Origin of the sequence: Streptomyces lincolnensis (assembly GCF_001685355.1) — a bacterium.
Taxonomy (GTDB): domain Bacteria; phylum Actinomycetota; class Actinomycetes; order Streptomycetales; family Streptomycetaceae; genus Streptomyces; species Streptomyces lincolnensis.
In genome coordinates, this window is sequence record NZ_CP016438.1 from 3,194,240 (window position 1) to 3,217,956 (window position 23,717).

22 protein-coding genes, 1 tRNA gene and 2 pseudogenes are annotated in these 23,717 nt (G+C 70.1%); 10 read left to right on the forward strand and 15 right to left on the reverse strand.

Features of this window, described 5'->3' with window-relative positions; translation table 11 throughout:
- Positions 1-123 precede the first annotated feature (123 nt).
- Positions 124-750 carry a GNAT family N-acetyltransferase gene (locus SLINC_RS14190; RefSeq protein ID WP_067431820.1) on the forward strand — a complete coding sequence of 209 codons (627 nt, stop codon included), beginning with the start codon at positions 124-126 and terminating at the stop codon, positions 748-750.
- Here the strand turns inward: SLINC_RS14190 and SLINC_RS14195 are convergent.
- On the reverse strand, positions 701-1,696 hold the full coding sequence (locus tag SLINC_RS14195) for an alpha/beta fold hydrolase (RefSeq protein WP_067431822.1): 996 nt from the start codon (positions 1,694-1,696) through the stop codon (positions 701-703). The two genes, SLINC_RS14190 and SLINC_RS14195, sit on opposite strands and share 50 nt — an antisense overlap.
- 145 nt (positions 1,697-1,841) lie before the next feature.
- Positions 1,842-2,744, reverse strand: a complete 903-nt coding sequence (locus tag SLINC_RS14200) for a ketopantoate reductase family protein (RefSeq protein ID WP_067445324.1) — start codon at positions 2,742-2,744, stop codon at positions 1,842-1,844.
- 90 nt (positions 2,745-2,834) lie between these two features.
- On the opposite strand from SLINC_RS14200, the gene SLINC_RS14205 reads away from it, so the two are divergent.
- A complete protein-coding gene (locus SLINC_RS14205) occupies positions 2,835-3,065 on the forward strand; it encodes a DUF2277 domain-containing protein (protein WP_067431825.1) in 231 nt (76 codons plus the stop codon).
- Positions 3,066-3,225: 160 nt separating this feature from the next.
- Entirely contained in the window at positions 3,226-3,657 is a 432-nt protein-coding gene (locus SLINC_RS47295; RefSeq protein ID WP_107406605.1) for a PASTA domain-containing protein, read from the forward strand.
- A gap of 60 nt (positions 3,658-3,717) precedes the next feature.
- Here the strand turns inward: SLINC_RS47295 and SLINC_RS14215 are convergent.
- Positions 3,718-3,789: transfer RNA gene (locus SLINC_RS14215), tRNA-Val, on the reverse strand.
- A gap of 202 nt (positions 3,790-3,991) precedes the next feature.
- Here SLINC_RS14215 and SLINC_RS14220 point away from each other — a divergent pair.
- From SLINC_RS14220 to SLINC_RS14235, 4 genes and pseudogenes are all read left to right on the forward strand, one after another.
- On the forward strand, positions 3,992-4,762 hold the full coding sequence (locus SLINC_RS14220; protein WP_067431828.1) for a DUF4097 family beta strand repeat-containing protein: 771 nt from the start codon (positions 3,992-3,994) through the stop codon (positions 4,760-4,762).
- Between the two features lie 73 nt (positions 4,763-4,835).
- Positions 4,836-6,248, forward strand: a complete 1,413-nt coding sequence (locus SLINC_RS14225; RefSeq protein WP_067431831.1) for a hypothetical protein — start codon at positions 4,836-4,838, stop codon at positions 6,246-6,248.
- A gap of 42 nt (positions 6,249-6,290) precedes the next feature.
- Entirely contained in the window at positions 6,291-6,512 is a 222-nt protein-coding gene (locus tag SLINC_RS14230) for an FmdB family zinc ribbon protein (protein WP_067431835.1), read from the forward strand.
- A 75-nt stretch (positions 6,513-6,587) separates the two neighbouring features.
- A pseudogene (locus SLINC_RS14235) lies at positions 6,588-7,211 on the forward strand (DedA family protein); the annotation flags it as partial.
- A gap of 29 nt (positions 7,212-7,240) precedes the next feature.
- Here SLINC_RS14235 and SLINC_RS14240 read toward each other — a convergent pair.
- From SLINC_RS14240 to SLINC_RS14250, 3 genes are read right to left on the reverse strand one after another with little or no spacing between them, the layout of a single operon-like run.
- The gene (locus tag SLINC_RS14240; protein WP_067431842.1) at positions 7,241-8,074 is read right to left on the reverse strand and encodes an HAD family hydrolase; all 834 of its coding nucleotides are present in this window, start codon (positions 8,072-8,074) and stop codon (positions 7,241-7,243) included.
- A complete protein-coding gene (locus SLINC_RS14245) occupies positions 8,074-10,548 on the reverse strand; it encodes a phosphoribosyltransferase (RefSeq protein ID WP_067431845.1) in 2,475 nt (824 codons plus the stop codon). The genes SLINC_RS14240 and SLINC_RS14245 overlap by 1 nt, the downstream gene beginning before the upstream one ends.
- A 25-nt stretch (positions 10,549-10,573) precedes the next feature.
- Positions 10,574-11,740, reverse strand: a complete 1,167-nt coding sequence (locus SLINC_RS14250; RefSeq protein ID WP_067431849.1) for an HpcH/HpaI aldolase/citrate lyase family protein — start codon at positions 11,738-11,740, stop codon at positions 10,574-10,576.
- A gap of 218 nt (positions 11,741-11,958) precedes the next feature.
- Here SLINC_RS14250 and SLINC_RS14255 point away from each other — a divergent pair, with 218 nt between their 5' ends.
- Positions 11,959-12,768: a TerD family protein gene (locus SLINC_RS14255; protein WP_067431852.1), complete on the forward strand. Its 810-nt coding sequence runs from the start codon at positions 11,959-11,961 to the stop codon at positions 12,766-12,768.
- A 23-nt stretch (positions 12,769-12,791) separates the two neighbouring features.
- Here SLINC_RS14255 and SLINC_RS14260 read toward each other — a convergent pair whose 3' ends face one another.
- The 6 genes from SLINC_RS14260 to SLINC_RS14285 form a co-directional block, all read right to left on the reverse strand.
- On the reverse strand, positions 12,792-13,529 hold the full coding sequence (locus SLINC_RS14260) for a TerD family protein (RefSeq protein ID WP_067431855.1): 738 nt from the start codon (positions 13,527-13,529) through the stop codon (positions 12,792-12,794).
- A gap of 94 nt (positions 13,530-13,623) precedes the next feature.
- Entirely contained in the window at positions 13,624-14,772 is a 1,149-nt protein-coding gene (locus SLINC_RS14265) for a DUF475 domain-containing protein (RefSeq protein WP_067431858.1), read from the reverse strand.
- A gap of 49 nt (positions 14,773-14,821) precedes the next feature.
- Positions 14,822-15,397 carry a TerD family protein gene (locus SLINC_RS14270; protein ID WP_067431861.1) on the reverse strand — a complete coding sequence of 192 codons (576 nt, stop codon included), beginning with the start codon at positions 15,395-15,397 and terminating at the stop codon, positions 14,822-14,824.
- Between the two features lie 95 nt (positions 15,398-15,492).
- A complete protein-coding gene (locus tag SLINC_RS14275; protein WP_067431864.1) occupies positions 15,493-16,068 on the reverse strand; it encodes a TerD family protein in 576 nt (191 codons plus the stop codon).
- Positions 16,069-16,181: 113 nt separating this feature from the next.
- On the reverse strand, positions 16,182-16,640 hold the full coding sequence (locus tag SLINC_RS14280; protein ID WP_067431871.1) for a peroxiredoxin: 459 nt from the start codon (positions 16,638-16,640) through the stop codon (positions 16,182-16,184).
- Between the two features lie 112 nt (positions 16,641-16,752).
- Positions 16,753-17,190, reverse strand: a complete 438-nt coding sequence (locus SLINC_RS14285) for a DUF3052 domain-containing protein (protein WP_067431874.1) — start codon at positions 17,188-17,190, stop codon at positions 16,753-16,755.
- A 365-nt stretch (positions 17,191-17,555) separates the two neighbouring features.
- Between SLINC_RS14285 and aceE the strand changes: the two genes are divergently transcribed.
- Both aceE and SLINC_RS14295 read left to right on the forward strand, forming a co-directional pair.
- Positions 17,556-20,303: a pyruvate dehydrogenase (acetyl-transferring), homodimeric type gene (aceE, locus tag SLINC_RS14290; protein ID WP_067431877.1), complete on the forward strand. Its 2,748-nt coding sequence runs from the start codon at positions 17,556-17,558 to the stop codon at positions 20,301-20,303.
- Positions 20,304-20,384: 81 nt separating this feature from the next.
- Complete coding sequence (locus SLINC_RS14295) at positions 20,385-21,122, forward strand: potassium channel family protein (protein ID WP_067431880.1); 738 nt, start codon at positions 20,385-20,387, stop codon at positions 21,120-21,122.
- Here the strand turns inward: SLINC_RS14295 and SLINC_RS49295 are convergent.
- The 3 genes and pseudogenes from SLINC_RS49295 to SLINC_RS14305 all read right to left on the reverse strand — a co-directional run bounded on the left by SLINC_RS49295 (position 21,093) and on the right by SLINC_RS14305 (position 23,685).
- Positions 21,093-21,379 (reverse strand): annotated as a pseudogene (locus SLINC_RS49295) (small hydrophobic protein). The gene SLINC_RS14295 and the pseudogene SLINC_RS49295 overlap by 30 nt on opposite strands.
- A gap of 51 nt (positions 21,380-21,430) precedes the next feature.
- Positions 21,431-21,739: a small hydrophobic protein gene (locus tag SLINC_RS14300; protein ID WP_067431883.1), complete on the reverse strand. Its 309-nt coding sequence runs from the start codon at positions 21,737-21,739 to the stop codon at positions 21,431-21,433.
- A gap of 326 nt (positions 21,740-22,065) precedes the next feature.
- Positions 22,066-23,685, reverse strand: a complete 1,620-nt coding sequence (locus tag SLINC_RS14305; RefSeq protein WP_067431886.1) for an MFS transporter — start codon at positions 23,683-23,685, stop codon at positions 22,066-22,068.
- Between the last annotated feature and the right edge of the window lie 32 nt (positions 23,686-23,717).

Genomic DNA, 23,717 nt, shown 5'->3' on the forward strand with positions numbered 1-23,717 from the left:
GGTCTGACCCTTCCGGTCGGTCGTCTGGCCGTCTGATGCGGCAACGGGACGACCGTCTCAAGCAATTAGGTCAGGAAGTGTCCGCTTCTCTCGTCGGCTCCCGTGTCGTGGCATCGTGGCGCCATGACCATCGAGGTGCGCCCGGCCGCGGTCTTCGAGGACGTCCGTACGCTGCTCGGCCCGAAGTCGCCCGGGGCCAACGTCTGCTGGTGTCTGAGCTACCGGATCCCGTCCCGGCTCAACAACGAGCTGCGCGGGCCGGCCCGGGGCGAGTACGTCGCCGACCTGTGCCGCACGGGACCCCCTCCGGGAGTGATCGCCTACGACGGTGACGAACCGGTCGGCTGGGCGGCCGTGGCGCCCCGCGCGGACACCTCCTTCGCCCGCAACCGCAAGATCCCGCACGTCGACGACCTGCCGGTGTGGTCGCTGTGGTGTGTCCGGGTCCGCCCCGGCCACCGCAAGCAGGGCATCTCGCACGCCCTGATCGCCGGTGCCGTCGAGTTCGCCCGCGCCCACGGCGCCCCGGTGGTCGAGGCGTATCCCCTCGACAACGGGGACGCCAGGGTCGACCTGACCATGGCGTACGCCGGGATCCGCAGGAATTTCGAACGCGCCGGGTTCACCCACGCCGCCGACACCACCTCCGTGCTGGCCGGTCACCCCCGCGTCCTGATGCGGCTCGACCTGCGCGGACCGGTCAGCCCGGGGAGTCCAGGGAGTCCAGCCAGTCGACGAGGTGCCGGTTGACCTCCTCCGGCCGTTCCTGCTGGATCCAGTGGCCGCAGCCTTCGAGGACGTGGGAGGAGCGCAGGCCGGGCAGGGTGGTGGGGAAGGCCTCGATCGCGTCGGCCAGCCAGGTCGTGGAAGCGTCGAGGGAGCCGCCCAGGAACAGGGAGGGCTGGGTCACGGGGGCGCCGGCCCGGTCGGCGAGGTCCTTCCAGTCCAGGTCCATGGCGCGATAGCGGTTGAGCGCGCCGGTGAGACCCGTGCGCTCGAACTCCCCGGCGTAGACGTCGAGTTCGGCCTCGCCCAGCCAGGCCGGGAGGCGGTCGGCGGCGGGGAAGCGGTCGCGCAAAGTGCCGCCGGGGCTCACGAAGTGCGGGTCGGGGGCTCCGGGCGCGGGCATGGTGTCGGCGGACAGGGCGGCGTAGAAACCGGCGAGCCAGCCGCGTACGTCCGGCTCGATCTCGCGCTCCGCCCGGCCGGGCTCCTGGAAGTAGGAGACGTAGAACTCCTCGGTCCCGCCGCCCAGTCGGGCGAACACCTCGCTGGGGCGCGGGCCGCCGGGCGGGGTGTAGGGGACGCTCAGCAGGCCGACCGCGCGGAACTCCTCGGGCCGCAGCAGCGCGCAGTGCGCGGCGACGGTCGCGCCCCAGTCGTGCCCGACGACCACCGCGGGCGCCCCGCCCAGCGCCTGAACGACGGCCACCTGATCCGCCACCAGCTCCGCCAGCCGGTACGCCCGCACCGCCTCCGGTTTCGAGGAGCGCCCGTATCCGCGCAGGTCCACGGCGACCGCACGGTACCCGGCGGCGGCCAGGGCCGGCAGCTGGTGGCGCCAGGAGTACCAGGACTCCGGGAAGCCGTGCACCAGCAGGACCAGCGGCCCGGACCCCTGCTCCACCAGGTGGACGCGGCCGGCGGGGCCGGGGACCAGGCGGTGGGTGACGTCTGTCGGCCGGGGGTGCGGCATGCGTCGTCTCCTCCGTACGGGGTGCGTCGCCACGGCGTGCTGCCGCGCTGCGTACGGCGATCCTGCGACGCGGGGCACGACCGCCGCGAACGTTCTTGCCGTTCCGGCAAAACGGCCGCGCCCCTGCCGCGTCGGTGGACCGGGGTCAGTGCCCGGCGTCCCTCAACTCCCGTACGACACGGGCCGTCACGGGCACCTCGATCCCGTGCCGCTCGGCCGCCCGCAGCAACGCGCCGCCGATCGCGTCCAGTTCGAGCGGGCGGCCCGCCTCCGCGTCCCGCTGCATCGAGGACTTCGTGGCCGCGGGGAAGGCGTCGTAACGGGCCAGCGCCTGGGCCGGGTCGGCCGGACCTCCGGACGCGGAGCTGACCGCGGCGGTCTCCTCCACCAGGGCCGTCAACTCCTCGCGGTGGCGCGTGCGGACATCGCCCAGGGGCAGGCCGTAGCGCGTGGTCAGGAGCGCGAACGGGGCCAGGAACGACATCTTCGCCCACAGCGACGCCGTCTCGTCGGCCAGGACGCGGGTGGTCGGACCGGCCGCGGTGAACGCCTGCGCCAGCGCGTCGAGGCGGTCGCGGGGGACGTCGTCGCCCGCGAGGTCGATCTCCGCGAACGGACTGCCGTGCTCGATCACGCCCGGCGCCACCCGGGTCGACTCCACACGGATGACGGTGGGGGCCACGCGGTCCGGACGGTAGCGGGCGCGCAGCGTCGCCGGGTGCTCCACGCCGTTCAGGAGCGGTACGACGACGGCGTCGCCGAGGGCCGCGGGCGGGACGCGGTCCAGCGCGGCGGCCAGGGAGGTGTGCTTGACGGCGATCACCAGGGCGTCGACCGGTTCGCGCAGTTCGGTGTCCGCCTCGACGGGCGCGGTGAAGTCGCCGAACTTGGCGCTGCGGATCTGGATGCCGTCCTTGCGGAGTGTCTCCGCCGTGCTCTCGCCGGCCAGGCAGATCACCCGGTGGCCGGAGCGGGACAACAGCGCGGCCAGCAGTCCTCCGGTGCCGCCCGGGCCCAGGACGGCCACGGTGAGTTCGTCGTACGCCATGATGCGGGTTCCCCTCTTGTCGGTCGGGGCGATCATCGCAGGCGTCCCTTTTGGAGGACAGGTGGTGGTCCGAGGGGCGAGACTGGGGGCATGTGCCGCAGTATCAAGACGCTTCGTCCACCCGTACTGCCCGAGGAGGCGACGGAGGACGACATCCGGGCCGCCGCGCTGCAGTACGTGCGAAAGGTCTCCGGCTTCCGGGCACCCGCCGCGCACAACCAGGAGGTCTTCGACCGCGCGGTCGACGTGATCGCCGAGGCGACGGCCGAGTTGCTGGCGGGGCTGGAGGTACGGGGGGCTTCCTCGCGCAAGGCGGGCTGACCGGTGCGCAGTGCTGGTGCTGGTGCCGTGCGGGGTGGGTGTCACTCGCCCGAATCGACCCTGCACTCATTCGTGTCACAGGGACATCACCTCACCTCCACACAATCTCCATGCGGTACATGCTGGTCGCACAGGTCACGCACCACCCCTGGGGGACACCATGCGCACCCGCACCATCGCCGCGGCATTCGCCGCCTCAGTACTGCTGACACTCACGGCGTGCGAGAGCACGGACGACGCCGGCTCCACCAAGCCGGACACCTCGGTCCAGGAATCCAACGATCAGCCCAAGGATGCCGACACCACGGACGCGAGCACCGACCCGGCGGACAGCGCCACCGACACGAAGGCCGATACGGACTCGGAAACGGCGGCGCTGCCCGATCTCGTCGGCCAGGACCTCCAGGCCGCCCAGGACGAAGCGCAGGCCGCCGGCTTCTACGTCCTCGACGACCAGGACGCCAGTGGCCAGAACCGCTTGCAGGTCCTGGACCGCAACTGGACCGTATGCAGCCAGGAACCCGAGGCGGGAACGCACCCCACGGACACACCCGTGACCCTGTACGCGGTCAAGGACGACGAGGCCTGCTGACACGTCAGAGGCCTCCCGGCATGATCACCGGGAGGCCTCTGAACTGCTACTTGGTACCCGTGGGCGCGGACGGTTTCGAACCGCCGACATCCTGCTTGTAAGGCAGGCGCTCTACCCCTGAGCTACGCACCCGAGACGAGTGGTCAGCCTACATCGCCCGGGGCACTGCCCCGCAAACCGTATCGCGGGGCGGTCCGCGACGGCCGCGGGCGGGGCCGTTCGGGGGTTATCCCCACCCACGATCCGGGAGCACTCCGCATCCCCCCGCACCCCCCGGATCCGTACGGTCGAAGTGCGTCACCGAGGCGCCACGTCGTACCAGGGGGAGATCATCATGACCCGTACCGTTCCCGCGCGTGCCGTCGCGGCTGTCGGGGTTGTCGCGGTTCTCGTTACGGGTGCCACCGCGTGCGGGGCGTCCGCCGGGGACGACAAGGAACCCGAGCAGCGGTCGTTCGCGCTGGAGGGGAGGACGCTGACCGTCGACTCGGACGACTCGGCGCTGGAGATCGTCGCCGCGGACGACACTCCGGCGGGGAAGGTCGAGGTGACCCGGTGGTTCCAGGGCACGGTGGCCGTGGGGAAGGACCCGAAGGTGACCTGGTCGTTCGAGGGTGACCGGCTGAAGCTGCGGATGACGTGCTCGGGGGTGGTCGTGGACTGCTCGGCCAAGCACCGGATCGAGGTGCCGCACGGCATCACGGTGAAGGTCCAGGACGGCGACGGCAGCGTGCGGGCGCGGGGTTTCAAGGACCCGCTGGACATCCGTACCGTTGACGGCTCCGTGCGGGTCACCGACACCTCGGGGCCGCTGAGTGTGCGTACCGGCGACGGATCCGTGCGGGCGGACGTCTCCTCGCGCCAGGTGCGGGCCCGGACCCATGACGGCTCGGTGCGCCTCGAACTCCGCGCCGTACCGGACCTGGTGGAGTCCCGCAGCGGCGACGGCTCGGTGACCATCGATCTGCCGAAGGCGACCTACCGGGTGACCACGAAGACGGGTGACGGCGGCGTGGAGGTGTCCGTGCCCCGAGCCGACTCCAGCGCGCACGTCGTGAACGCCCGGACGGGCGACGGCAAAGTCACGGTCCGAACCGCGAACTGACCGGCCCGTGTGTTCGTCCTCTACCGGTGGGAGAATGGACCGGGCAGGACGGATCACAGCACGGGAGAGGGATGTGACGGCGACACCACCGCAGCCGGAATCGCCGTTGGTGCCGCGTGCACACCACCCCGCACCTCGCGCCCCACACGTCGGGCGCCCCGCACGGCACGCCCTGCGCGACACCCTCGCCCTGGCCGCGCTCCCGCTGGTCGTCGCGCTCGCGCTGCCCGCCGCCTTCGCCGGCGGCGGCACCCGGCGCTGGTTCGGCGGGCGGGCGGAGAACCAGCGGGCCGAGGCGCAGGCCGCGAAGGACGCCGCCGCGGCCGCGTTCTACGAGCTGGACACCGCGCAGCGGGATCTGCGGATCTCGATAGAGACCATCACGGCGGTGGACGACTCCCCCGCCGCCCGGCGCGCGGTCGCCGACTTCCAGGCGGTCAGCGCCCGGATCGACGAGGTCAGTCACCAGTACATCCAGGCCGTGGACGCGTACGACCTGGACCGGGACGACCTGGAGGCCTCGGCCGCCTCCCAGGCGCGTACCGCGCTCACCCGGGCGAAGGACGACCTGACCAACGTCAAGCGGGAGCTGGACCGTTTCGGTGACAGCCTGGGGCCGCTGATCGGCAAGGCCGAGACCCAGCTGGCCCGGCTCGCGCCCGCGGTCGAGCGGGCCCGGCAGGGGCTGCTGGCCGCGTCCAACGCCCTGGACGCCGTACGGGGATCGGGGCTGACGGCGGACGATCTGGCCGCCCGGCTCGCCGCCCTGGGACCCGAGCTGACCAAGCTGAACCAAGGCGCGGGGCAGCACGGAGTGCCGCAGACGCTGGAGCGGGCCGAGCGGGTGGCCCAGCAGGCGGAGGCCGTCCGGGTCGAGGCCGAGCGGCTGCCGGAGCGGGCCGCCGAGATCGATCACCGGCTGGTGTCACTGCGGACCCGTGCCCAGGCGCTCACCACGCGCGCGGAGCAGGTCGAGCCGGTCCTGAGCGAGCTGCGCCGCCGGTTCGCCGCCGCCTGCTGGCAGGACCTCCAGCACGTCCCCGACCTGGCCGAGCGGAACGTGGAGCAGGCCGAGCTGAAGCTGCGCGAGGCGCGGGCCGCGCGGGACGACCAGCGCTGGCCGGACGCCACCGCCCTGCTCTCCACGGTCCGGGCGCTGCTCAACACCACCGACGAGTCCGTCTCCGCCGCCGGCGACCGGCTGCGCCGCCTGAACGCCGTGCAGAAGGACCCGCAGCAGGAGATCGACCGGACGCGTTTCGCGATCCGGGACGCCCAGCGGCTCGCCATGGCCGGCCGCAACACCCCCGACCCCCGGCACGCCCGCCCCCTGGACGACGCGGTCGCCCGCCTCGACCGGGCGATCGGCACGCTGGAGGGGCGCCACCCCGACTACTGGCATTTCCTGACGGAGACGGAGGCGGTGCGGCAGACGGTGGCCCAGGTGGTGTCCCAGATCCGCGACGACCGCGGCGCCGGTCACTGAGACGGCCTACGCCGGTCCGCGGCGGCCGGATACGCTGTGCCCATGCCTCGCTACGAGTACCGCTGCCGGACCTGCGGCGACACCTTCGAACTGAGCCGTCCGATGGCGGAGTCCGCCGCGCCCGCCGACTGCCCCGCGGGCCACGACGACACGGTGAAGCTGCTGTCCACGGTGGCGGTCGGCGGCTCGTCCGCCGCGCCCGCCCCGGCACCCCGCGCGGGCGGCGGCGGAGGCGGTTGCTGCGGCGGGGGCTGCTGCGGCTGACGCCACGTTCACGGATGGCGCCCGGGGCAACCTTCCTCAGGATCTCTTCAGCTCCGGTTCCCTACGGTGGCAGGCATGACAGCCGCACCGCAGTGGATCAACGGGCTCATGGACACGCTCGGCGCGCCCGGCGCCGGTATCGCCATCGCCCTGGAGAACCTCTTCCCCCCGCTCCCGAGCGAGGTGATCCTGCCGCTCGCGGGATTCGCGGCGAGCACCGGACAGATGAACCTGTGGGCCGCCCTGCTGTGGACGACGGCGGGCTCGGTGGTGGGCGCACTGGCGCTCTACGGCGTCGGCGCGCTGCTCGGGCGTGACCGCACAGTGGCGATCGCCGCCCGGCTGCCGCTGGTGAAGGTCTCCGACATCGAGAAGACGGAGGCCTGGTTCCTCAGACACGGCACCAAGGCGGTCTTCTTCGGCCGGATGATCCCCATCTTCCGCAGCCTGATCTCCGTACCGGCCGGCGTCGAACGCATGCCGCTGCCCGTCTTCCTCGGTCTGACCACGCTGGGCAGCGCCATCTGGAACACGGTGTTCGTCCTCGCCGGGTACGCGCTGGGCGACAACTGGGCCCAGGTCACCGACATGGTCTCCGCCTACTCCAAGGTGGTCCTGGTGGCGGCCGCCCTGGCGCTGGCCGTCTTCGTCGTCGTACGGCTGCTGCGGCGCCCCGGATCGGGACGCCGCAGGTCGGGTGCGCCGCGCGAGAGCGAACCGGCGGGGCGTTAACCGGTTCGGGCCTCCCGGCCGGTCCGGGCCTCCCGCAGGAACTCCCGCAGGATCCGCTCCCCCGCCAGCACCCCCCGCTCGGGCAGCGCGCTGATCGCCGGGGCGGTCCATGCGGCGTCGGCGAGTTCGCCGTGGCCGGGGCGCCAGCCCTTGTCGGCGGCGAGGAGGAGGTCGGCGTCGAGGAGGGAGTCGCCGGCGGCGAGGGTCAGTTCGGCCCCGGTGCGGCGGGCGACCTCGCGCATGGCGGCGCTCTTGGTGAGCGGCTTGGGGACGGCGTAGATCTTGCGGCCCTGGAGGGAGACCGTCCAGCCGCGGTTCTCCGCCCAGACGGCGAGCTCCTTCACCCAGTCCTCGGGGAGCAGTTCGCGCTCGACGACCAGGTAGGCGAAGAGGTCCTCGGCGATGCGGTGCTTGCGCACCCACAGCGGGTCGGCGGACGTCATCAGGTGCTCGCGGACCTCGTCCAGCGGCGCGCACTCCTCGGCGAGCCGGGCCTGCACGCGCGCGTGCCAGTCGGCGTCGGTGACGCCGTCGACGAGCAGGTGCCCGCCGTTGGCGCAGATCGCGTACGTCGGGGCGGGGCCCGGCAGGTTGATGCGCTGGTACTGCTTGCGGGTGCGCGTGGTCGTGGGGACGAAGACGGCCGCGTCCCCGAGTTCGGTGAGCAGTTCGGCCGAGGTCTCGGTCATGAACGACAGCGGCCTGCTCTCGTGCACCTCGACGCACAGCAGCCTGGGCGCCCGGGCGTCCGGCATGGTCAGCGCGAGGGCCGCGGCGGAGTAGATGAGCGTACGGTCGAGATCGCTCGCGACGAGCACCGGTGCCGGCATCAGACGTTCACCGCCCGGCCGTCGGCGCCCGTGGCGCCCCGCGTGTACTTGGGGTGGATCAACCCCACGCAGGTGTACGGGAGTTCGGCGACCTCTTCCACCGGGACACCTCTCTGTTCGGCGAGCAGTCGGACATGGTCGAGGTCGGCGCCCGCGCCGGCCTTCGCGAGGATCTTCCAGGGCACCCGGCGCAGCAGCACGCGGGTGGTCTCGCCGACGCCGGGCTTGACGAGGTTGACGTCGTGGATGCCGTACTCCTCGCTGATGCGCTCCACGGCCGCCCAGCCCTCCCAGGTCGGGGCGCGGTCGCCGGACAGCAGTTCCTTGGTCTGCGCGTCGACGGCGTCCACGACCTCGGGGAAGCGGCCGGCGACCGCGTCCAGGAAGGCCACCGACACGTCGGCTCCGGCGAGTTCGCGGTAGAACTTCGCGCCGTGGAAGTCGTCGGCGCCGACCAGGTCCGCGCGCAGGACGGTGCGTGAGATCAGGCCGGAGACCGTGGAGTTGAGGCACGCGGACGGGATCAGGAAGTCCTCGCGGGTGCCGTACGTCCGCACGCACGAGCCGGGGTCGGCGAGTACCGCGATCTCCGGGTCGAAGCCGGTGATGCCGTCGGAGTCCTCGAACTCCTTGACGGCGTCGGCGAGTTCGCGGGTGATGGCACCCTTGCCGGTCCAGCCGTCGACGAAGACGACGTCCCGGGGGTCGTGGTGGGCGGCCAGCCAGCGCAGGGCGTTGGCGTCGATGCCCCGGCCGCGCACGATCGACACGGCGTAGTGGGGCAGGTCCAGGCCGTGCCGGAACTGGGCCCAGCGGCGCATCAGCACGCCGACGGGCGTACCGGCGCGGGCCAGCGAGACGAGCACGGGCCGCGGGGACCGCTCGGCGAGGACGAGTTCGGTGACCGCGCCGACCGCCTGCGCGATCCGCCCCGCCGATGTCTCCAGCGCCGCGTGGAACAGCTCCTGGTACTGCTCGCTCGGCTGGTACTCCACCGGCAGCGACTCCGCGTAGTGCGCGCCGCCGCTCTGGATGGCCTCCTCGCGCTCCTCGGTCGGCGCCTCCAGCGTCACGTCCGAGAGGTCCTGGAGCAGCCAGCCGACCTCCTCGGGGGCGTACGAGGAGAAGGCGGGGCCTCGGAGGGGCTCGGGGAGCATGGAGGGCCTTTCGGGGGTGTGGCTGGGGACGACCACGAGGACGACCTGCTCGGTGTGTGCGGCGAGTTGGGCCAGGAGGCCGTCGGGGGCGTGCAGTTCGGGGGTGTCGGCGGTGGAGTCGACCACGGCGATCACGGCGTCGAAGCCGGCGCCCGCGATGTTGTAGGCGTAGCGGTCGCCGGGGCCGTCGGCGGGGGTGTCGTGGGCCGGGAAGGTGATGCGGCTGCGGATCGCGTAGCCCGGGTCGTCCACGGCGAGTACGGGTGAGCGGGTGGTGGTGGAGTAGGTGACCTGGGCGTCTGTGGTCTGCTCCAGCTGGTGGGCCAGGCGGAGAGGGATGTACATCAGCTCTTCGAAGCCGAGGATGTGTACGCGGTGGGCTGTGGCGGGGAGGGCTTGTGCGAGGTGGGCCGCCATTGGGGGGAGGGCGGCTTCCAGGCGTATTCGGTGGGCCGGGGTGAAGCCGTGGCGGCCGCCGTCGGGGAGGCCGTGGGGCCAGTGGAGGTCGATCCGCTTGATTGTTCGCTGCGGGCCGGTGGGGGTTGATCGCGCAGTTCCCCGCGCCCCTGAGTGAGGCATCTCGAACCGCGCTACGAGGGCCTGGCCCTTCTCCAGTACCCCTTCGGGCAGGTGCACCGTGCCCGACGCCGCTGCCACCAGGTCCACCCTCGCGTCTATCTCCCGGGCGAAGGCGTCCAGGCGGTCCGCGTCCTTCGGTGAGCGCATGTCGACCAGGGCTACGACGACGTACCGCCCTCGCGGGTAGCGCGCGTGCAGGTCGCGGATCGTGTTGAGGATCGTGTTGCCCGTGGAGAACTCGTCGTCGACGAGGACGAGGGGGCCGTCGCCGGAGAGGAGGCCGGGATTCTCCGGGAGGAGCAGGTGTGACGTGGCGTGGGAGTGGGACTCCTCGAAGCCGCCTGCCGGGGTGAGGCCCGGGACCGGGCGGCGGGTGGAGTGGAGGTAGGGGGCGAGACCGATGCCGTCGGCGACACAGTGGCCGAGGCCGGTGGCGGTCTCGGCGTAGCCGAGGACGACCGCGCGGCTCGCCTCCTCGGTGCCCAGCAGCTCCCGCACCCGGCGACCGAGGGCGAGCCCGTGGTCGTAGACCACACGCGGTGACTGGGGTACGTGCTTGCCGAGGACGTGGGAGACGAGCAGGTGGGCCCGCTTGGGGTTGCGGCGCAGGGCCAGCCCCAGCAGGTCGGTCAGCTGATCGTCGCCCACGAGTTCGACGCCGAGCCGTTCGGCCACCCACGTCCCGGACCAGACCCCGTCCGGTCCCGGCCGGCCCCCGTCGTTCACTGCCTTGTTCATGCGTCCCTTGGTGTTCGGCGTTGATTCAGCCGGGGATTCCGGCGGCGAGGAGCTCCACGAAGCCGATGTCCTCGTTGGCCACACCGAAGACCTCGGCGCGCAGCAGGGTCCGCTCGGCCCAGGCGCGGTGCGGCTTCACTTCATTCATTTTGTTCGTGTACTGCGACCTGAGCACCCCGCCACCGCCGCGCTCCGGCCGCAGGATGTCCTGGGCGTCACTGAACTCCTCGTGGCTGACCACGGAGAGTGCGTGCACGGGCAGCACGTGGGAGGGGTGGATGCAGGTCTTGCCGAGCAGGCCGTTGGCCTGGTCGAGGGAGATCTCGCGGAGCAGCCCGTCCATGGCGTGCTCGATGAGCGCCTCGCGCAGTTCCTCGGCCTGGCCCTCCAGGAAGGGGCTGCGGCGCAGCTGGGGCTTGAACATGCGCTCCTGGACGCGGAAGTACTCCCACACCGGCCCGGTCACCGTGAACCCGGTGCCGTCGGCCCGGCCCAGCATGTTCACCACGTCGGCGATGACCGAGGCGACGATCTGGACGTCCCAGGCGGTCATGTCGGGGGCGCGGCGCAGGCCGTAGGAGGAGCAGAAGTCGGTCACGCCGAGGCGGAGGGCCAGCACGCGGTCGCGGTACTTGTCGACGGCGCGGGCGATGCCCTCCAGGGTCTCCACCCGGGACTCGCGGTACATCAGCTCGGGCGACTCCAGCACGGGCATGGCGAACAGCCGGCGTCCGCTCGCCGCCTCGGCGCCGGAGAGGGCCTCCAGGAAGGAGATGCCGCGCTCTTCGGTGAACTTCGGCAGCACGAATCCGGACAGCAGCCGGACGGCGGGGCCGAGCCGGCGGACGAGGTCGGGGATCTGCCGGGGGGAGCGGACCCGGATGAACAGCAGCGGGAGATCGGTGCCCGCGCGTGTGGCGAGGTCCCTGAACTGCCGTACGAGGTTCTCCTCGGCCTCCGCGACGTCCTCGTCGCCGATCGAGTCCTCCAGGCACAGCACCATCGAGACCACGCCGCGTCCGGTCTGCTTGACGATGTCGTCGGCGAGCCGGGGCCGGGTGGCCGGACTGTAGAGCGTGGCGCCGAGGGCCGCGGAGAGCAGCCGGGCCGGGGAGTCGGCGGTGAACTCGCAGGGCTGCTGGTGGAACAGGCGCTGCCGCACCTCAGGGGCGATGTGCCCGAAATGACGCATAGAGCTCCCCCGTGTTGACTGAGCGTCCCCTGTGACCGATTCACAGGTGGCCGGTAATAGTACGTAGGGACCCGTGTCGGGGGTTCCCGCAGGGCATGAATTTCTGGTAACGCGGACGAACACAGCCGAACAAGGCGGTATCGCCACCATGACGACACCCCGGGGGATCCGGTACCCCCACGTTGTCGTGACCAGGACCGAGAGGGCAGGATGGCCGTATGACGCACGCGATGCTGAAGGGGTCGAACGTCCCGCTCAGGACCACCACGGTACGCGCCGTGCTGCGCTGGGCGCCCGGGCAGGGGGTCCCGGTCGTCGACGCCTCGGCACTGCTCCTCGGCCCCGACGGTCGTGTGCGATCCGACGAGGACTTCGTCTTCTACAACCAGCCCCGGCACCCTTCCGGGAAGGTCTGGCTCCTCGGCAAGAAGCGAATGGCCGAGGGTCCCACCGACACGATCCAGACAGATCTGGCCGGTGTCGAGGCCGACGTCAGCCAGATTCTTCTGGTCGCGTCGGCGGACGGCGCCTCGTTCGACCGGGTCCAGGGTCTGCGCATTCTGCTGTACGACGCCACGGTCGCCGAGGGCGAGCCGCTGGCCTACTTCGACATCAAGCCGGAGACCGGTCAGGAGACCGCCCTGATCTGCGGCGAGCTGTACCGCCGCGGTGAGGGCTGGAAGTTCCGCGCGCTGGGCGAGGGCTATCTGAACGGCCTCCAGGGTCTGGCGACCGACTACGGCATCTCGGTGGACGAGTCGGAGGGCCTGGACTCCCCGGCCGCTCCCGACGGGCTCGCGACGACCGTCGTCCCGCCGTCCCCCGCCACTCAGCAGGCCTCGGAGATCTCCCAGCCCCTCCCTCCGGAACAGCCGACGGTCGTCCCCGCCCAGCCGGCCTACGGCTACCCCCAGCAGCCCGCCGCGGCGACGGCCCAGCCGGCTTACGGCTACCCGCCGGCGGTCTCAACCCTCCCGGACCCGGACTTCCGGCTGCCCCCGCAGGGCCCCCAGTTCATCGGACGGTAGGTGCGGCGGGCCGGGAGCGGGCGTCAGCGCTCGGCCTTCGCCTTGTAGCCCCGCCCCCACTGCAACCCCCACCCGTACAAGCGGTCCAGTTCCCCCTGGAACCCGTACACGAAGCGCACCTCGCGCCGGACGACCAGCTCACCCTTCACGTTCTCGATCATCACCACCGCGCAGGACCGCGCCTGCGGATGCCGTTCGTCGAGATGTATCTCGATCCGCGGTCCGTTGCTCGGGTACAGCGTGACGATGGCGTGCGTACGGTCGAACGCCGGCGTCTGGTCGTAGATGTACACGAACACCAGCAGCCGCTTGATGGCGTCCTTGTGGTCGAGGTTGACGTACATCGTCTCCCCGGACGCCGACCCGAACCGGTCGTCCCCGCTGAGCTTCACGTACGGCGCCTCGTTGGTGTCCCCGAGGAACCCGCCCAGCGGCTGTACGACGCCCTTCGTGCCGTCGGCCAGTTCGTACAGGCAGCCCAGGTCGAGGTCGACGTTGACCATGCTCTGGCTGTGCCCGAGGACCTCGGGCGGTTTGAGCGCCTTGAAGGGGTGCCGCAGCAGGCTCTCCCGCTGGGACCCGCCCAGGTCGGAGGTCCGCATCCGCCAGGCCAGGTTGATGCGCAGATGCCCGGTGGCCGCGCCCTGTTTGGTGAGGGAGACCTGGCTGTGCCGTTTGGTCAGTTCGATGGCGTTGGTGGCGGCGTTTCCCGAGTCGAAGTCGGTCTCGCGGCCGCGCCAGAGTCCGTCGAAGAAGCCCATTCCCGCCCCACTTCGCTGTCAGCGCCCGAGGGGGCGGCACCGGGAGTCGTCCCCGACACCGCCCCGCTCAGAGCGTTCCTCACGCAGAAGCTGATCACACCCCGGACGAGACCTCAGTCTTGTCGTCCGAGCCCGCCGCTTTTCCCTCTGCGGCCGCGATCGCCTTGTTGCGGCGGACGGAGGACCAGAAGGACCAGGCGATCAGGATCACGCCGATCGAGCCGGTGATGAGCTCGTGGATCTCGTACTGGATGGTGACCAGCAGGATCATGGCGAGGGCGCCGATCGCGTAGTGCGCGCCGTGCTCCAGGTAGACGTACTCGTCGAGGGTGCCCTGGCGGACCAGGTAGACGGTCAGCGACCGGACGTACATGGCGCCGATGCCGAGGCCCAGCGCCATCAGGACGATGTCGTTGGTGATGGCGAAGGCGCCGATGACGCCGTCGAAGGAGAACGACGCGTCCAGGACCTCCAGGTAGAGGAACATGAAGAACGCGGCCTTGCCGACCATGACGACCGCCGACTTGGGCTTGCCCTCGCGCTCGGCCTTCTCCTCGGCCTCGTGCTCGCGCTCCTCCTCCTCTTCGAGCTTGTCCTCGAAGAAGCCGGAGAGACCGCCCACGATCATGTAGGTGATCAGGCCCGCGATACCGGAGAGCAGGACCGTCTCCGCCTTGTCGGCGTGGGTGCCGCCGTGCTGGTGGGCGTGGGTGGCGAAGGTCATCGCGGAGATCATCAGCACGATCAGGGCGATGCAGACCGACAGCATGTCGATCTTGCCGAGCTTGGCGAGCGGCCGCTCCAGCCAGCCGAGCCACTTGATGTCCCGGTCCTCGAAGATGAAGTCGAGGAAGATCATCAGCAGGAACATACCGCCGAAGGCGGCGATCGACGGGTGGGCGTCCGTCACCAGCTGCTGGTAGCGGTCCTTGTCGGTGAGGGCGAGGTCGACGGCCTCGATCGGCCCCATCGAGGCGCTGACCGCCACGATGACGACGGGGAAGACCAGTCGCATGCCGAAGACCGCGATGAGGATGCCGATCGTGAGGAAGATCTTCTGCCAGAAGGCACTCATCTTCTTCAGGATCCCGGCGTTGACCACCGCGTTGTCGAACGAGAGGGAGATCTCGAGGACGGAAAGGATCGCCACGACACCGAAGGCGGTCCACCCCCCGTAGAAGACCGCCGCGACGAGGCCGAGCGCGGTGACCGCGAACGACCAGCCGAAGGTTTTCAGAACCACTGGCTACCCAATCCTCTAAGTACGGATCTCTACCACGCCGTACTCGGCTTTACGAAACATTGACTCCGAAGTCTAGAGCGATGCCCCGCAGCCCCGACGCGTACCCCTGGCCGACCGCCCTGAACTTCCACTCGCCCTGATGGCGATAGACCTCGCCGAAGATCATCGCGGTCTCGGTGGAAGCGTCCTCGGAGAGGTCGTACCGGGCGAGTTCCTGGCCGTCGGCCTGGTTGACCACGCGGATGAAGGCGTTGCTGACCTGGCCGAAGGTCTGGCCGCGCTCGTCGGCCATGTGGATGGAGACGGGAAAGATGATCTTGTCGCACTGTGGCGGCACCTTGGAGAGGTCGATCAGCAGCGATTCGTCGTCGCCGTCGCCCTCACCGGTGAGGTTGTCACCGGTGTGCTCGACCGAGCCGTCCGGACTCTTGAGCTGGTTGTAGAAGATGAACCACTCGTCCCCCATCACCCGTCCGCTCGTGCACATCAGTGCGCTGGCGTCGAGGTCGAAGTCGGCTCCGGTGGTGGATCGAGCGTCCCAGCCGAGCCCGATCATCACCTGGGTGAGATTGGGTGCGGCCTTGGACAGGGAGACGTTGCCTCCCTTGGCGAGCGTGACGCCCATTGCGCTGGTCCCTCCCCGATACGGTGCTGCTTCTGTTGTCCTGCGCGTCCGGCGCCGCACGCAAACCGTGCGGCGCCGGACGAAGACCCGCAAGATCAGACGTTCACGCCGAAGTCCTGGGCGATGCCGCGCAGGCCGGAGGCGTAACCCTGGCCGATGGCGCGGAACTTCCACTCCGCGCCGTGCCGGTAGAGCTCACCGAAGACCATCGCGGTCTCGGTGGAGGCGTCCTCGGAGAGGTCGTAGCGCGCGATCTCGGCGCCGCCGGCCTGGTTCACGACGCGGATGAACGCGTTGCGGACCTGGCCGAAGGACTGCTGGCGGTTCTCGGCGTCGTAGATCGAGACCGGGAAGACGATCTTCTCGACGTCGGCCGGGACGCCTGCGAGGTTGATCTTGATCTGCTCGTCGTCACCCTCGCCCTCACCGGTGAGGTTGTCACCGGTGTGCTCGACCGAGCCGTCGGCGCTCTTGAGGTTGTTGAAGAACACGAAGTTCGCGTCGCTGCTGACCTTGCCCTCGGCGTTCGTCAGCAGTGCGCTGGCGTCGAGGTCGAAGTCCGTGCCGGTGGTGGTGCGGATGTCCCACCCCAGACCGACGATGACCGCGGTCAGTCCCGGCGCCTCCTTGCTCAGTGATACGTTGCCGCCCTTGCTGAGGCTGACTCCCACGAGTCCTCCATTGGTGTCCAGGGGCGGGGAGCCCCGCCGTGCCTTGTATGTCGGATCAACGACTCGATCCTAGTGACGGGTTCCCGTACCACGCATGCCCTGGAACCGAAGAATCAGAGGGTGTCGAGGGCCTTGACGTAGTCGTTCAGGTCACGGGCGTCGGGCAGGGCGTTGACGACGGTCCAGCGGACCACGCCCTCCTTGTCGATGACGAAGGTGCCGCGCACCGCGCAGCCCTTGTCCTCGGCGAAGACGCCGTAGGCGCGGGAGGCCTCGCCGTGCGGCCAGAAGTCGCTGAGCAGCGGATAGTCCAGGCCCTCCTGCTCGGCGAAGACGCGCAGGGTGTGGATGGAGTCGTTGGAGACGGCGAGCAGCTGGGTGTCCCGGTCGGAGAACCGCGGGAGGTTGTCGCGCAGCGCGCACAGCTCGCCGGTGCACACACCGGTGAAGGCGAAGGGGTAGAAGAGCAGCACGACGTTCTTGCTTCCGCGGAAGTCGGAGAGCTTGACGGTCGCGCCGTGGTTGTCCTTGAGCTCGAAGTCGGGGGCCTTGTCGCCGACCTGGATCGCCATCGCCTCGGATGTCCCTTCGGTGGGGCTGTTCGGGTGGCTCCCACCCTACGCAGCGATCACCGGACGGCTTCGGACGGGCCGGTGCTGGACCGGCCCGTCCGGCGTTCTGGGCCTACTTCTTGGTCTTGGCGGCCTTGGGCGTCACCAGCCTGCTGCCGCTCCAGTCCTTGCCGACGCTGACGCTCTTGGACGCGGAGAGGCCGGCCGTCGTCGCGGCTTCGGAGATGTCGCTCGGCTCCACGTAGCCGTCACGCCCGGTCTTGGGCGTCAGCAGCAGGATCGAACCGCCTTCTTCGATGTACGTGGTGGCATCCACCAGCGCATCCGTCAGGTCGCCGTCCTCGTCGCGGAACCACAGCACCACGGCATCCGCTACGTCGTCGTAATCCTCGTCCACGAGGTCGCTGCCGATGACTTCTTCAATGGCCTCGCGGAGTTCCTGGTCTACGTCGTCGTCGTAGCCGATCTCCTGGACCACCTGCTCGGGCTGGAACCCCAGCCTGACGGCAGGGCTCGTCCGCTCCTCCGCGTGGTCCGCGGTCGCGCTCACGGGTTGCCTCCTGATCATGTCTTGAGTGAATGTCCTGCATCGCGCGTGCGCGAAGCATTGGCCGTAGTCCACACGGGCGGGGCGGATCGCGCAAGTACCCGGCCGTTCAGACCGCCGAAACGGTGACGTTCCCGGCCGTGTCGCCCGAACCTACGGCACCCGGCCCGAGCCGTGCGTGACGCATGCCACACCTTTCTGCCCCCCTTTGTACGCTTGGGAACCCGAGAGCGTTCACGCAGCGCCTGGTTACCCCAGAGTAGAGATGACGTTTGCTTCCCCGAGGTACACGATGGGGAACGGTGCAGGCATACCGAAATTGCAGCGAAACCCAGGGAAATGCAGCCCTCTGACAGGTAAGGAACAGCGTGGCTTCCGGATCCGATCGCAACCCGATCATCATTGGCGGCCTTCCGAGTCAGGTTCCTGACTTCGATCCCGAGGAAACCCAGGAGTGGCTCGACTCCCTCGACGCCGCCGTGGACGAGCGCGGCCGGGAGCGGGCCCGCTATCTGATGCTGCGGCTGATCGAGCGGGCCCGCGAGAAGCGCGTGGCCGTGCCCGAGATGCGCAGCACGGACTACGTCAACACCATCCCCACCAAGAGCGAGCCGTTCTTCCCGGGCAACGAGGAGATCGAGCGCAGGATCCTCAACGCCACCCGCTGGAACGCGGCCGTGATGGTCTCGCGCGCCCAGCGGCCCGGCATCGGCGTCGGCGGCCACATCGCCACCTTCGCCTCCTCCGCCTCGCTCTACGACGTCGGCTTCAACCACTTCTTCCGCGGCAAGGACGAGGGCGACGGCGGCGACCAGGTCTTCTTCCAGGGCCACGCCTCGCCGGGCATCTACGCCCGCGCGTTCCTCCTCGACCGGCTCAGCGAGCAGAACCTCGACGCCTTCCGGCAGGAGAAGTCGAAGGCGCCGTACGGGCTGTCCAGCTACCCGCACCCGCGGCTGATGCCGGACTTCTGGGAGTTCCCGACCGTGTCGATGGGCCTTGGCCCGATCGGCGCGATCTTCCAGGCCCGGATGAACCGCTACATGCACGCGCGCGAGATCGCGGACACCTCGAAGTCGCATGTGTGGGCGTTCCTGGGCGACGGCGAGATGGACGAGCCCGAGTCGCTCGGCCAGCTGTCCATCGCCGCCCGTGAGGGCCTGGACAACCTGACCTTCGTCGTCAACTGCAACCTCCAGCGGCTCGACGGCCCGGTGCGCGGCAACGGCAAGATCATCCAGGAGCTGGAGTCGATCTTCCGGGGCGCCGGCTGGAACGTCATCAAGCTGGTGTGGGACCGCACCTGGGACCCGCTGCTCGCCCAGGACCGCGACGGTCTGCTGGTCAACCGGATGAACACCACGCCGGACGGCCAGTTCCAGACGTACGCCACCGAGACCGGCGCGTACATCCGCGACCACTTCTTCGGTGACGACCAGCGGCTGCGCGCGATGGTCGAGAACATGACCGACGACCAGATCCTGCACCTGGGGCGCGGCGGCCACGACCACCGGAAGATCTTCGCGGCGTACAAGGCGGCCGTCGAGCACAAGGGCCAGCCGACGGTCATCCTCGCCAAGACCATCAAGGGCTGGACGCTCGGTCCCAACTTCGAGGGCCGCAACGCCACGCACCAGATGAAGAAGCTGACGGTCGACGACCTCAAGGGCTTCCGCGACCGGCTGCACCTGCCGATCTCCGACCAGGAGCTGGAGTCCGGCGCGCCGCCGTACTACCACCCGGGCCGGGACTCGGAGGAGATCCAGTACATGCACGACCGGCGCAACTCGCTGGGCGGGTACGTGCCGACGCGTGTGGTGCGCTCGAAGCCGCTCGCGCTGCCCGAGGACAAGACGTACGCGACCGTGAAGAAGGGCTCCGGGCAGCAGTCGATCGCCACCACCATGGCCTTCGTGCGTCTACTCAAGGACCTCATGCGGGACAAGGAGATCGGCAGGCGGTTCGTGCTGATCGCGCCGGACGAGTACCGCACGTTCGGCATGGACTCCTTCTTCCCCAGTGCGAAGATCTACAACCCGCTCGGCCAGCAGTACGAGGCCGTGGACCGGGATCTGCTGCTCGCGTACAAGGAGTCGCCGCAGGGTCAGATGCTGCACGACGGCATCTCCGAGGCCGGCTGCACGGCCTCGCTGATCGCGGCGGGTTCGGCGTACGCCACGCACGGCGAGCCGCTCATCCCGGTGTACGTCTTCTACTCGATGTTCGGGTTCCAGCGCACCGGCGACCAGTTCTGGCAGATGTCGGATCAGTTGGCGCGCGGTTTCGTCCTGGGTGCGACCGCGGGGCGTACGACGCTGACCGGTGAGGGGCTCCAGCACGCCGACGGCCACTCGCAGTTGCTCGCGTCGACCAACCCGGGCTGTGTGGCGTACGACCCGGCGTTCGGGTTCGAGATCGCGCACATCGTGCAGGACGGTCTGCGCCGGATGTACGGCACGTCCGAGGAGCACCCGCACGGCGAGGACGTCTTCTACTACCTCACCGTCTACAACGAGCCGATCCAGCACCCGGCCGAGCCTGCGAACGTGGACGTCGAGGGCATCCTCAAGGGCATCCACCGCTTCAGCGAGGGCACGGCGGGCTCGATCCCGGCGCAGATCATGGCGTCGGGTGTCGCGGTCCCGTGGGCCGTCGAGGCGCAGAAGACCCTCGCCGAGGAGTGGAACGTGAAGGCCGACGTGTGGTCGGCGACCTCCTGGAACGAGCTGCGGCGCGAGGCCGTGGAGTGCGAGGAGCACAATCTGCTGCACCCGGAGGAGGAGCAGCGGGTGCCGTGGGTGACCCGGAAGCTGACCGGCGCGGAGGGTCCGTTCGTGGCCGTGTCCGACTGGATGCGATCGGTTCCGGACCAGATCTCGCGGTGGGTGCCGGGGACGTACCAGTCGCTGGGCGCGGACGGTTTCGGCTTCGCGGACACCCGTGGGGCGGCCCGCCGGCACTTCCACATCGACGCGCAGTCGATCGTGCTGGGTGTGCTGACCGAGCTGGCCAAGGCGGGCAAGGTGGACCGGTCGGCGCTGAAGCAGGCCGTCGACCGCTACCAGCTGCTCGACGTCTCGGCCGCGGATCCGGGGGCCGCGGGCGGCGACGCGTAGCGTTCGCATACGGCGTCAACGGGTGAAGGGCGGTGGGGCCTGGGGCTCCACCGCCCTTCACCTCTTCTTTACGATGCCGCCATGAAGGAAGAATCGGCGCACGTCCGTTGGGAACGGCGCACTCAACGGCCGCTGCTGGCGCTGGCGGTGCTGTTCGCCGCCGCCTACGCCGTGCCCATAGTGGTCAGCCCGGCGAGCGAGGACCTGACGGCGGCGTGCACGGCGGTCGAGTGGGGGGTGTGGGCGGCGTTCGCCGCCGACTACGGGGTGCGGCTGTGGCTGTCACCGGCCCGGGTGAGCTTCGTCCGCACGCACTGGCTGGACTTGGCCGCGGTGCTGCTGCCGCTGATACAGCCACTGCGGCTGCTGCGGCTGGTGTCGACGTTGCTGCTGGTGCAGCGGCGGGCCCGGATGGCCTCACAGATACGGCTGACGACCTACGTCGCGGGCGCGGTGGTCGGGCTGCTGATGTTCGGCTCGCTGGCCGTGCTGTCGGTGGAGCGCGAGTCGCCCGACGGGAACATCCGCACGCTGGGTGACGCGGTGTGGTGGTCCTTCACCACCATGACGACCGTGGGCTACGGCGACCACGCCCCGACCACCGGACTCGGGCGGATGATCGCCGTCGGCCTGATGCTCTCCGGAATCGCACTGCTCGGCGTGGTGACCGCGAACATCGCCGCGTGGTTCATCGCCCGCTTCGAGAAGGACGACGTCGAGGAGCGCCGCCAGACCGAAGCGATCCGCCTCCTGACCGACGAGGTACGGGCCCTGCGCGCGGAGGTCGCCTCACTCCAGCAGACCACCCCCAGAAGCTGACGGCCCCCGACCGGACAGGAGCGGGCCGGGAGCGTGTCGATGGCGCCCAGCACCAGGGCGACCAGGGCCGGCACCGGGCGAGAGCCCGTCCAGCTACGGCCCATGGCGAGCCAACCGCAGACGATCGCGACCGGGCCGAGGATGATCCCCAGCACGAAGAAACCGGCGACCGCGCAGATACCGCCCTTTCCGGGAGACACCCCCGGACCCCCGGCGATGATTCCGAGCGTCACGCGATCCGGCGGGACACGAGACAGGAGCGGGCCCCCGGTCGTCCCACCGGGGGCCCTTCCCTCACTCGCCCCGGGTCAGAACAGGCCCGTGCCCGGGGTTGCCGCTCCGGCGAGCCAGATGACCGCCAGGAGCGTGTCGATGGCGCCCAGCACCAGGGCGACCAGGGCCGGCACCGGGCGAGAGCCCGTCCAGCTACGGCCCATGGCGAGCCAACCGCAGACGATCGCGACCGGGCCGAGGATGATCCCCAGCACGAAGAAACCGGCGACCGCGCAGATGACTCCGATGATTCCGAGCGTCGCGCGATCCGGCCCGCTCCGTGACCACGTCCGGCTACGTGAGCGGGGGTACCTGCGCGTTCCCTGTCCGAAGCCCGCCATCATCAACTCCCAGAACCCCTCGGTGAATTCGGGTGCGTTCTCGGGTTCGTGAAGGCGGGTACCCCCGTCGCGAGGGCTAATCCTCCGGGTTTCTACTACCGCAGGACACCACCGGCCTTGCGGCGCGCCGCCCCCCTCCGGCAGCGCGCCGCAGCACCGGTCACCCTCCTCGCCGTACGAACTCCCCGCATGTGCCGGGGGAATGTGCCGTACCGGAGGGCTTGACCCACTGTGACGTGCGGCGCGTGCCGGGTGGGAGGAATCTTTAGCGTTGTCACCCTGATAGGGGAACTACGCCTGTTTTTCCCACGGTTGGCCGCGGTGTGCGGTCAGATGTGGCCGACTCCCGCCCCCGCCTCCGCGTTCGCACCGCGCTTGGTGAGCATCGCAACGAGGACGGCGACGACCGCGACACCGGCGGCGACCAGGGACGCCAGGCTCATCCCGGAGATGAAGGTGTCGTGCGCGACGCCGGTGATCTTCGTGGCGATCGCCTCCGGCGTACCCGGCGCGATCGGGGGCACGCCCACCTGGACCGCCTCCGAGGCCTGGTGCTCCTGGGCCGCGGTGAGCGGCGGGAGTCCCGCGTCGGCCCAGTTGCCCGCGAGGTCGCTGTCGACCTTGGAGGCCATCACCGCACCGAGGACGGCCGTACCGAGGCTGCCGCCGATCTGCATCGCGGCCTGCTGGAGGCCACCGGCGACACCGGAGAGCTCCATCGGGGCGTTGCCGACGATGACCTCGGTGGCGCCGACCATGACGGGTGCGAGGCCGAGGCCCAGCAGGGCGAACCAGAGCGACATGACGCCACTGCCGGTGTCCGTCGCCAGCGTGGACATGCCGTACATGGCGAGCGCGGTGCACGCCATACCGCCGGCCAGCGGCACCCGCGGGCCGAGCTTGGTGATCATCGCGCCCGCGAGCGGGGAGCCGACGATCATCATTCCGGTGAGCGGCAGCAGGTGCAGACCGGCGTCGATCGGGCTCATGCCGTGCACGTTCTGGAGGTAGAACGTCACGAAGAACAGACCGCCCATGAAGGCGATGGCCATCAGCACCATCAGCACGACACCCGCGGCCAGCGGCACCGAGCGGAACAGCCCCAGCGGGATCAGCGGCTCCTTGACCTTCGTCTCCCAGAAGGCGAACGCGGCGAAGAGCACGACGGAGCCGAGGATGAACGCCCACGTCTTGCCGTCGCCCCAGCCCCACTCGGGGGCCTTGATGAGCGCCCACACCAGGCAGAACATCGCGGCCGACAGCAGCGCGATGCCCAGCAGGTCGAAGGAGCGCGGGGCCTTCTCGGCACGGTGGTCGAGCAGGATCCAGGCGCCGAGGGCGACGGCGAGGATGCCGACCGGCACGTTGATGAAGAACACCGACTGCCAGTTGACGTGCTCGACGAGCACACCGCCGAGGATCGGGCCGCCCGCGGTGGAGGCACCGATGACCATGCCCCAGATACCGATGGCCATGTTGAGCTTCTCGGCCGGGAAGGTCGCGCGCAGCAGCCCGAGCGCGGCCGGCATCAGCAGCGCGCCGAACAGGCCCTGGAGGACACGGAAGGTGACGACCAGCGCGATGCTGCTGGACATGCCGATGGCACCGGACGCGGCCGCGAAGCCGACGACACCGATCAGGAAGGTCTGGCGGTGGCCGAACCGGTCACCGAGCTTGCCCGCGGTGATCAGGGAGACCGCGAGGGCGAGGAAGTAGCCGTTGGTGATCCACTGGACCTCCGCGAAGGACGCGTTCAGGTCCTTCTGGATGGCCGGGTTGGCGATGGCCACGATGGTGCCGTCGAGGGCCACCATCATGACCCCGACCGCGACGGTTATGAGGGTGAACCACGGGTGGCCGCGCAGGCCGGAGGCCGATGCCCCGCCGGACGGGGTGGATGGCGCCTCATCCCCCGGCCCCGTCTTGTCGAGGGTGGTCTGACTAGTCATGTGTTCGAGGCTAGTGACAGCCACTGACAATT

Excerpts from the sequence above, each read along its gene's own strand:
- SLINC_RS14245 (WP_067431845.1), bottom strand. The coding sequence starts at position 10,548 with ATGAACAAGGCAGTGAACGACGGGGGCCGGCCGGGACCGGACGGGGTC.
- SLINC_RS14255 (WP_067431852.1), top strand. The coding sequence starts at position 11,959 with ATGACGCACGCGATGCTGAAGGGGTCGAACGTCCCGCTCAGGACCACC.
- SLINC_RS14305 (WP_067431886.1), bottom strand. The coding sequence starts at position 23,685 with ATGACTAGTCAGACCACCCTCGACAAGACGGGGCCGGGGGATGAGGCG.
- SLINC_RS14250 (WP_067431849.1), bottom strand. The coding sequence starts at position 11,740 with ATGCGTCATTTCGGGCACATCGCCCCTGAGGTGCGGCAGCGCCTGTTC.
- SLINC_RS14200 (WP_067445324.1), bottom strand. The coding sequence starts at position 2,744 with ATGGCGTACGACGAACTCACCGTGGCCGTCCTGGGCCCGGGCGGCACC.
- SLINC_RS14195 (WP_067431822.1), bottom strand. The coding sequence starts at position 1,696 with ATGCCGCACCCCCGGCCGACAGACGTCACCCACCGCCTGGTCCCCGGC.
- SLINC_RS14240 (WP_067431842.1), bottom strand. The coding sequence starts at position 8,074 with ATGCCGGCACCGGTGCTCGTCGCGAGCGATCTCGACCGTACGCTCATC.
- SLINC_RS14220 (WP_067431828.1), top strand. The coding sequence starts at position 3,992 with ATGACCCGTACCGTTCCCGCGCGTGCCGTCGCGGCTGTCGGGGTTGTC.
- SLINC_RS14260 (WP_067431855.1), bottom strand. The coding sequence starts at position 13,529 with ATGGGCTTCTTCGACGGACTCTGGCGCGGCCGCGAGACCGACTTCGAC.
- SLINC_RS14295 (WP_067431880.1), top strand. The coding sequence starts at position 20,385 with ATGAAGGAAGAATCGGCGCACGTCCGTTGGGAACGGCGCACTCAACGG.
- SLINC_RS14205 (WP_067431825.1), top strand. The coding sequence starts at position 2,835 with ATGTGCCGCAGTATCAAGACGCTTCGTCCACCCGTACTGCCCGAGGAG.
- SLINC_RS14190 (WP_067431820.1), top strand. The coding sequence starts at position 124 with ATGACCATCGAGGTGCGCCCGGCCGCGGTCTTCGAGGACGTCCGTACG.
- SLINC_RS14300 (WP_067431883.1), bottom strand. The coding sequence starts at position 21,739 with ATGATGGCGGGCTTCGGACAGGGAACGCGCAGGTACCCCCGCTCACGT.
- SLINC_RS47295 (WP_107406605.1), top strand. The coding sequence starts at position 3,226 with ATGCGCACCCGCACCATCGCCGCGGCATTCGCCGCCTCAGTACTGCTG.
- SLINC_RS14230 (WP_067431835.1), top strand. The coding sequence starts at position 6,291 with ATGCCTCGCTACGAGTACCGCTGCCGGACCTGCGGCGACACCTTCGAA.
- SLINC_RS14280 (WP_067431871.1), bottom strand. The coding sequence starts at position 16,640 with ATGGCGATCCAGGTCGGCGACAAGGCCCCCGACTTCGAGCTCAAGGAC.
- SLINC_RS14270 (WP_067431861.1), bottom strand. The coding sequence starts at position 15,397 with ATGGGCGTCACGCTCGCCAAGGGAGGCAACGTCTCCCTGTCCAAGGCC.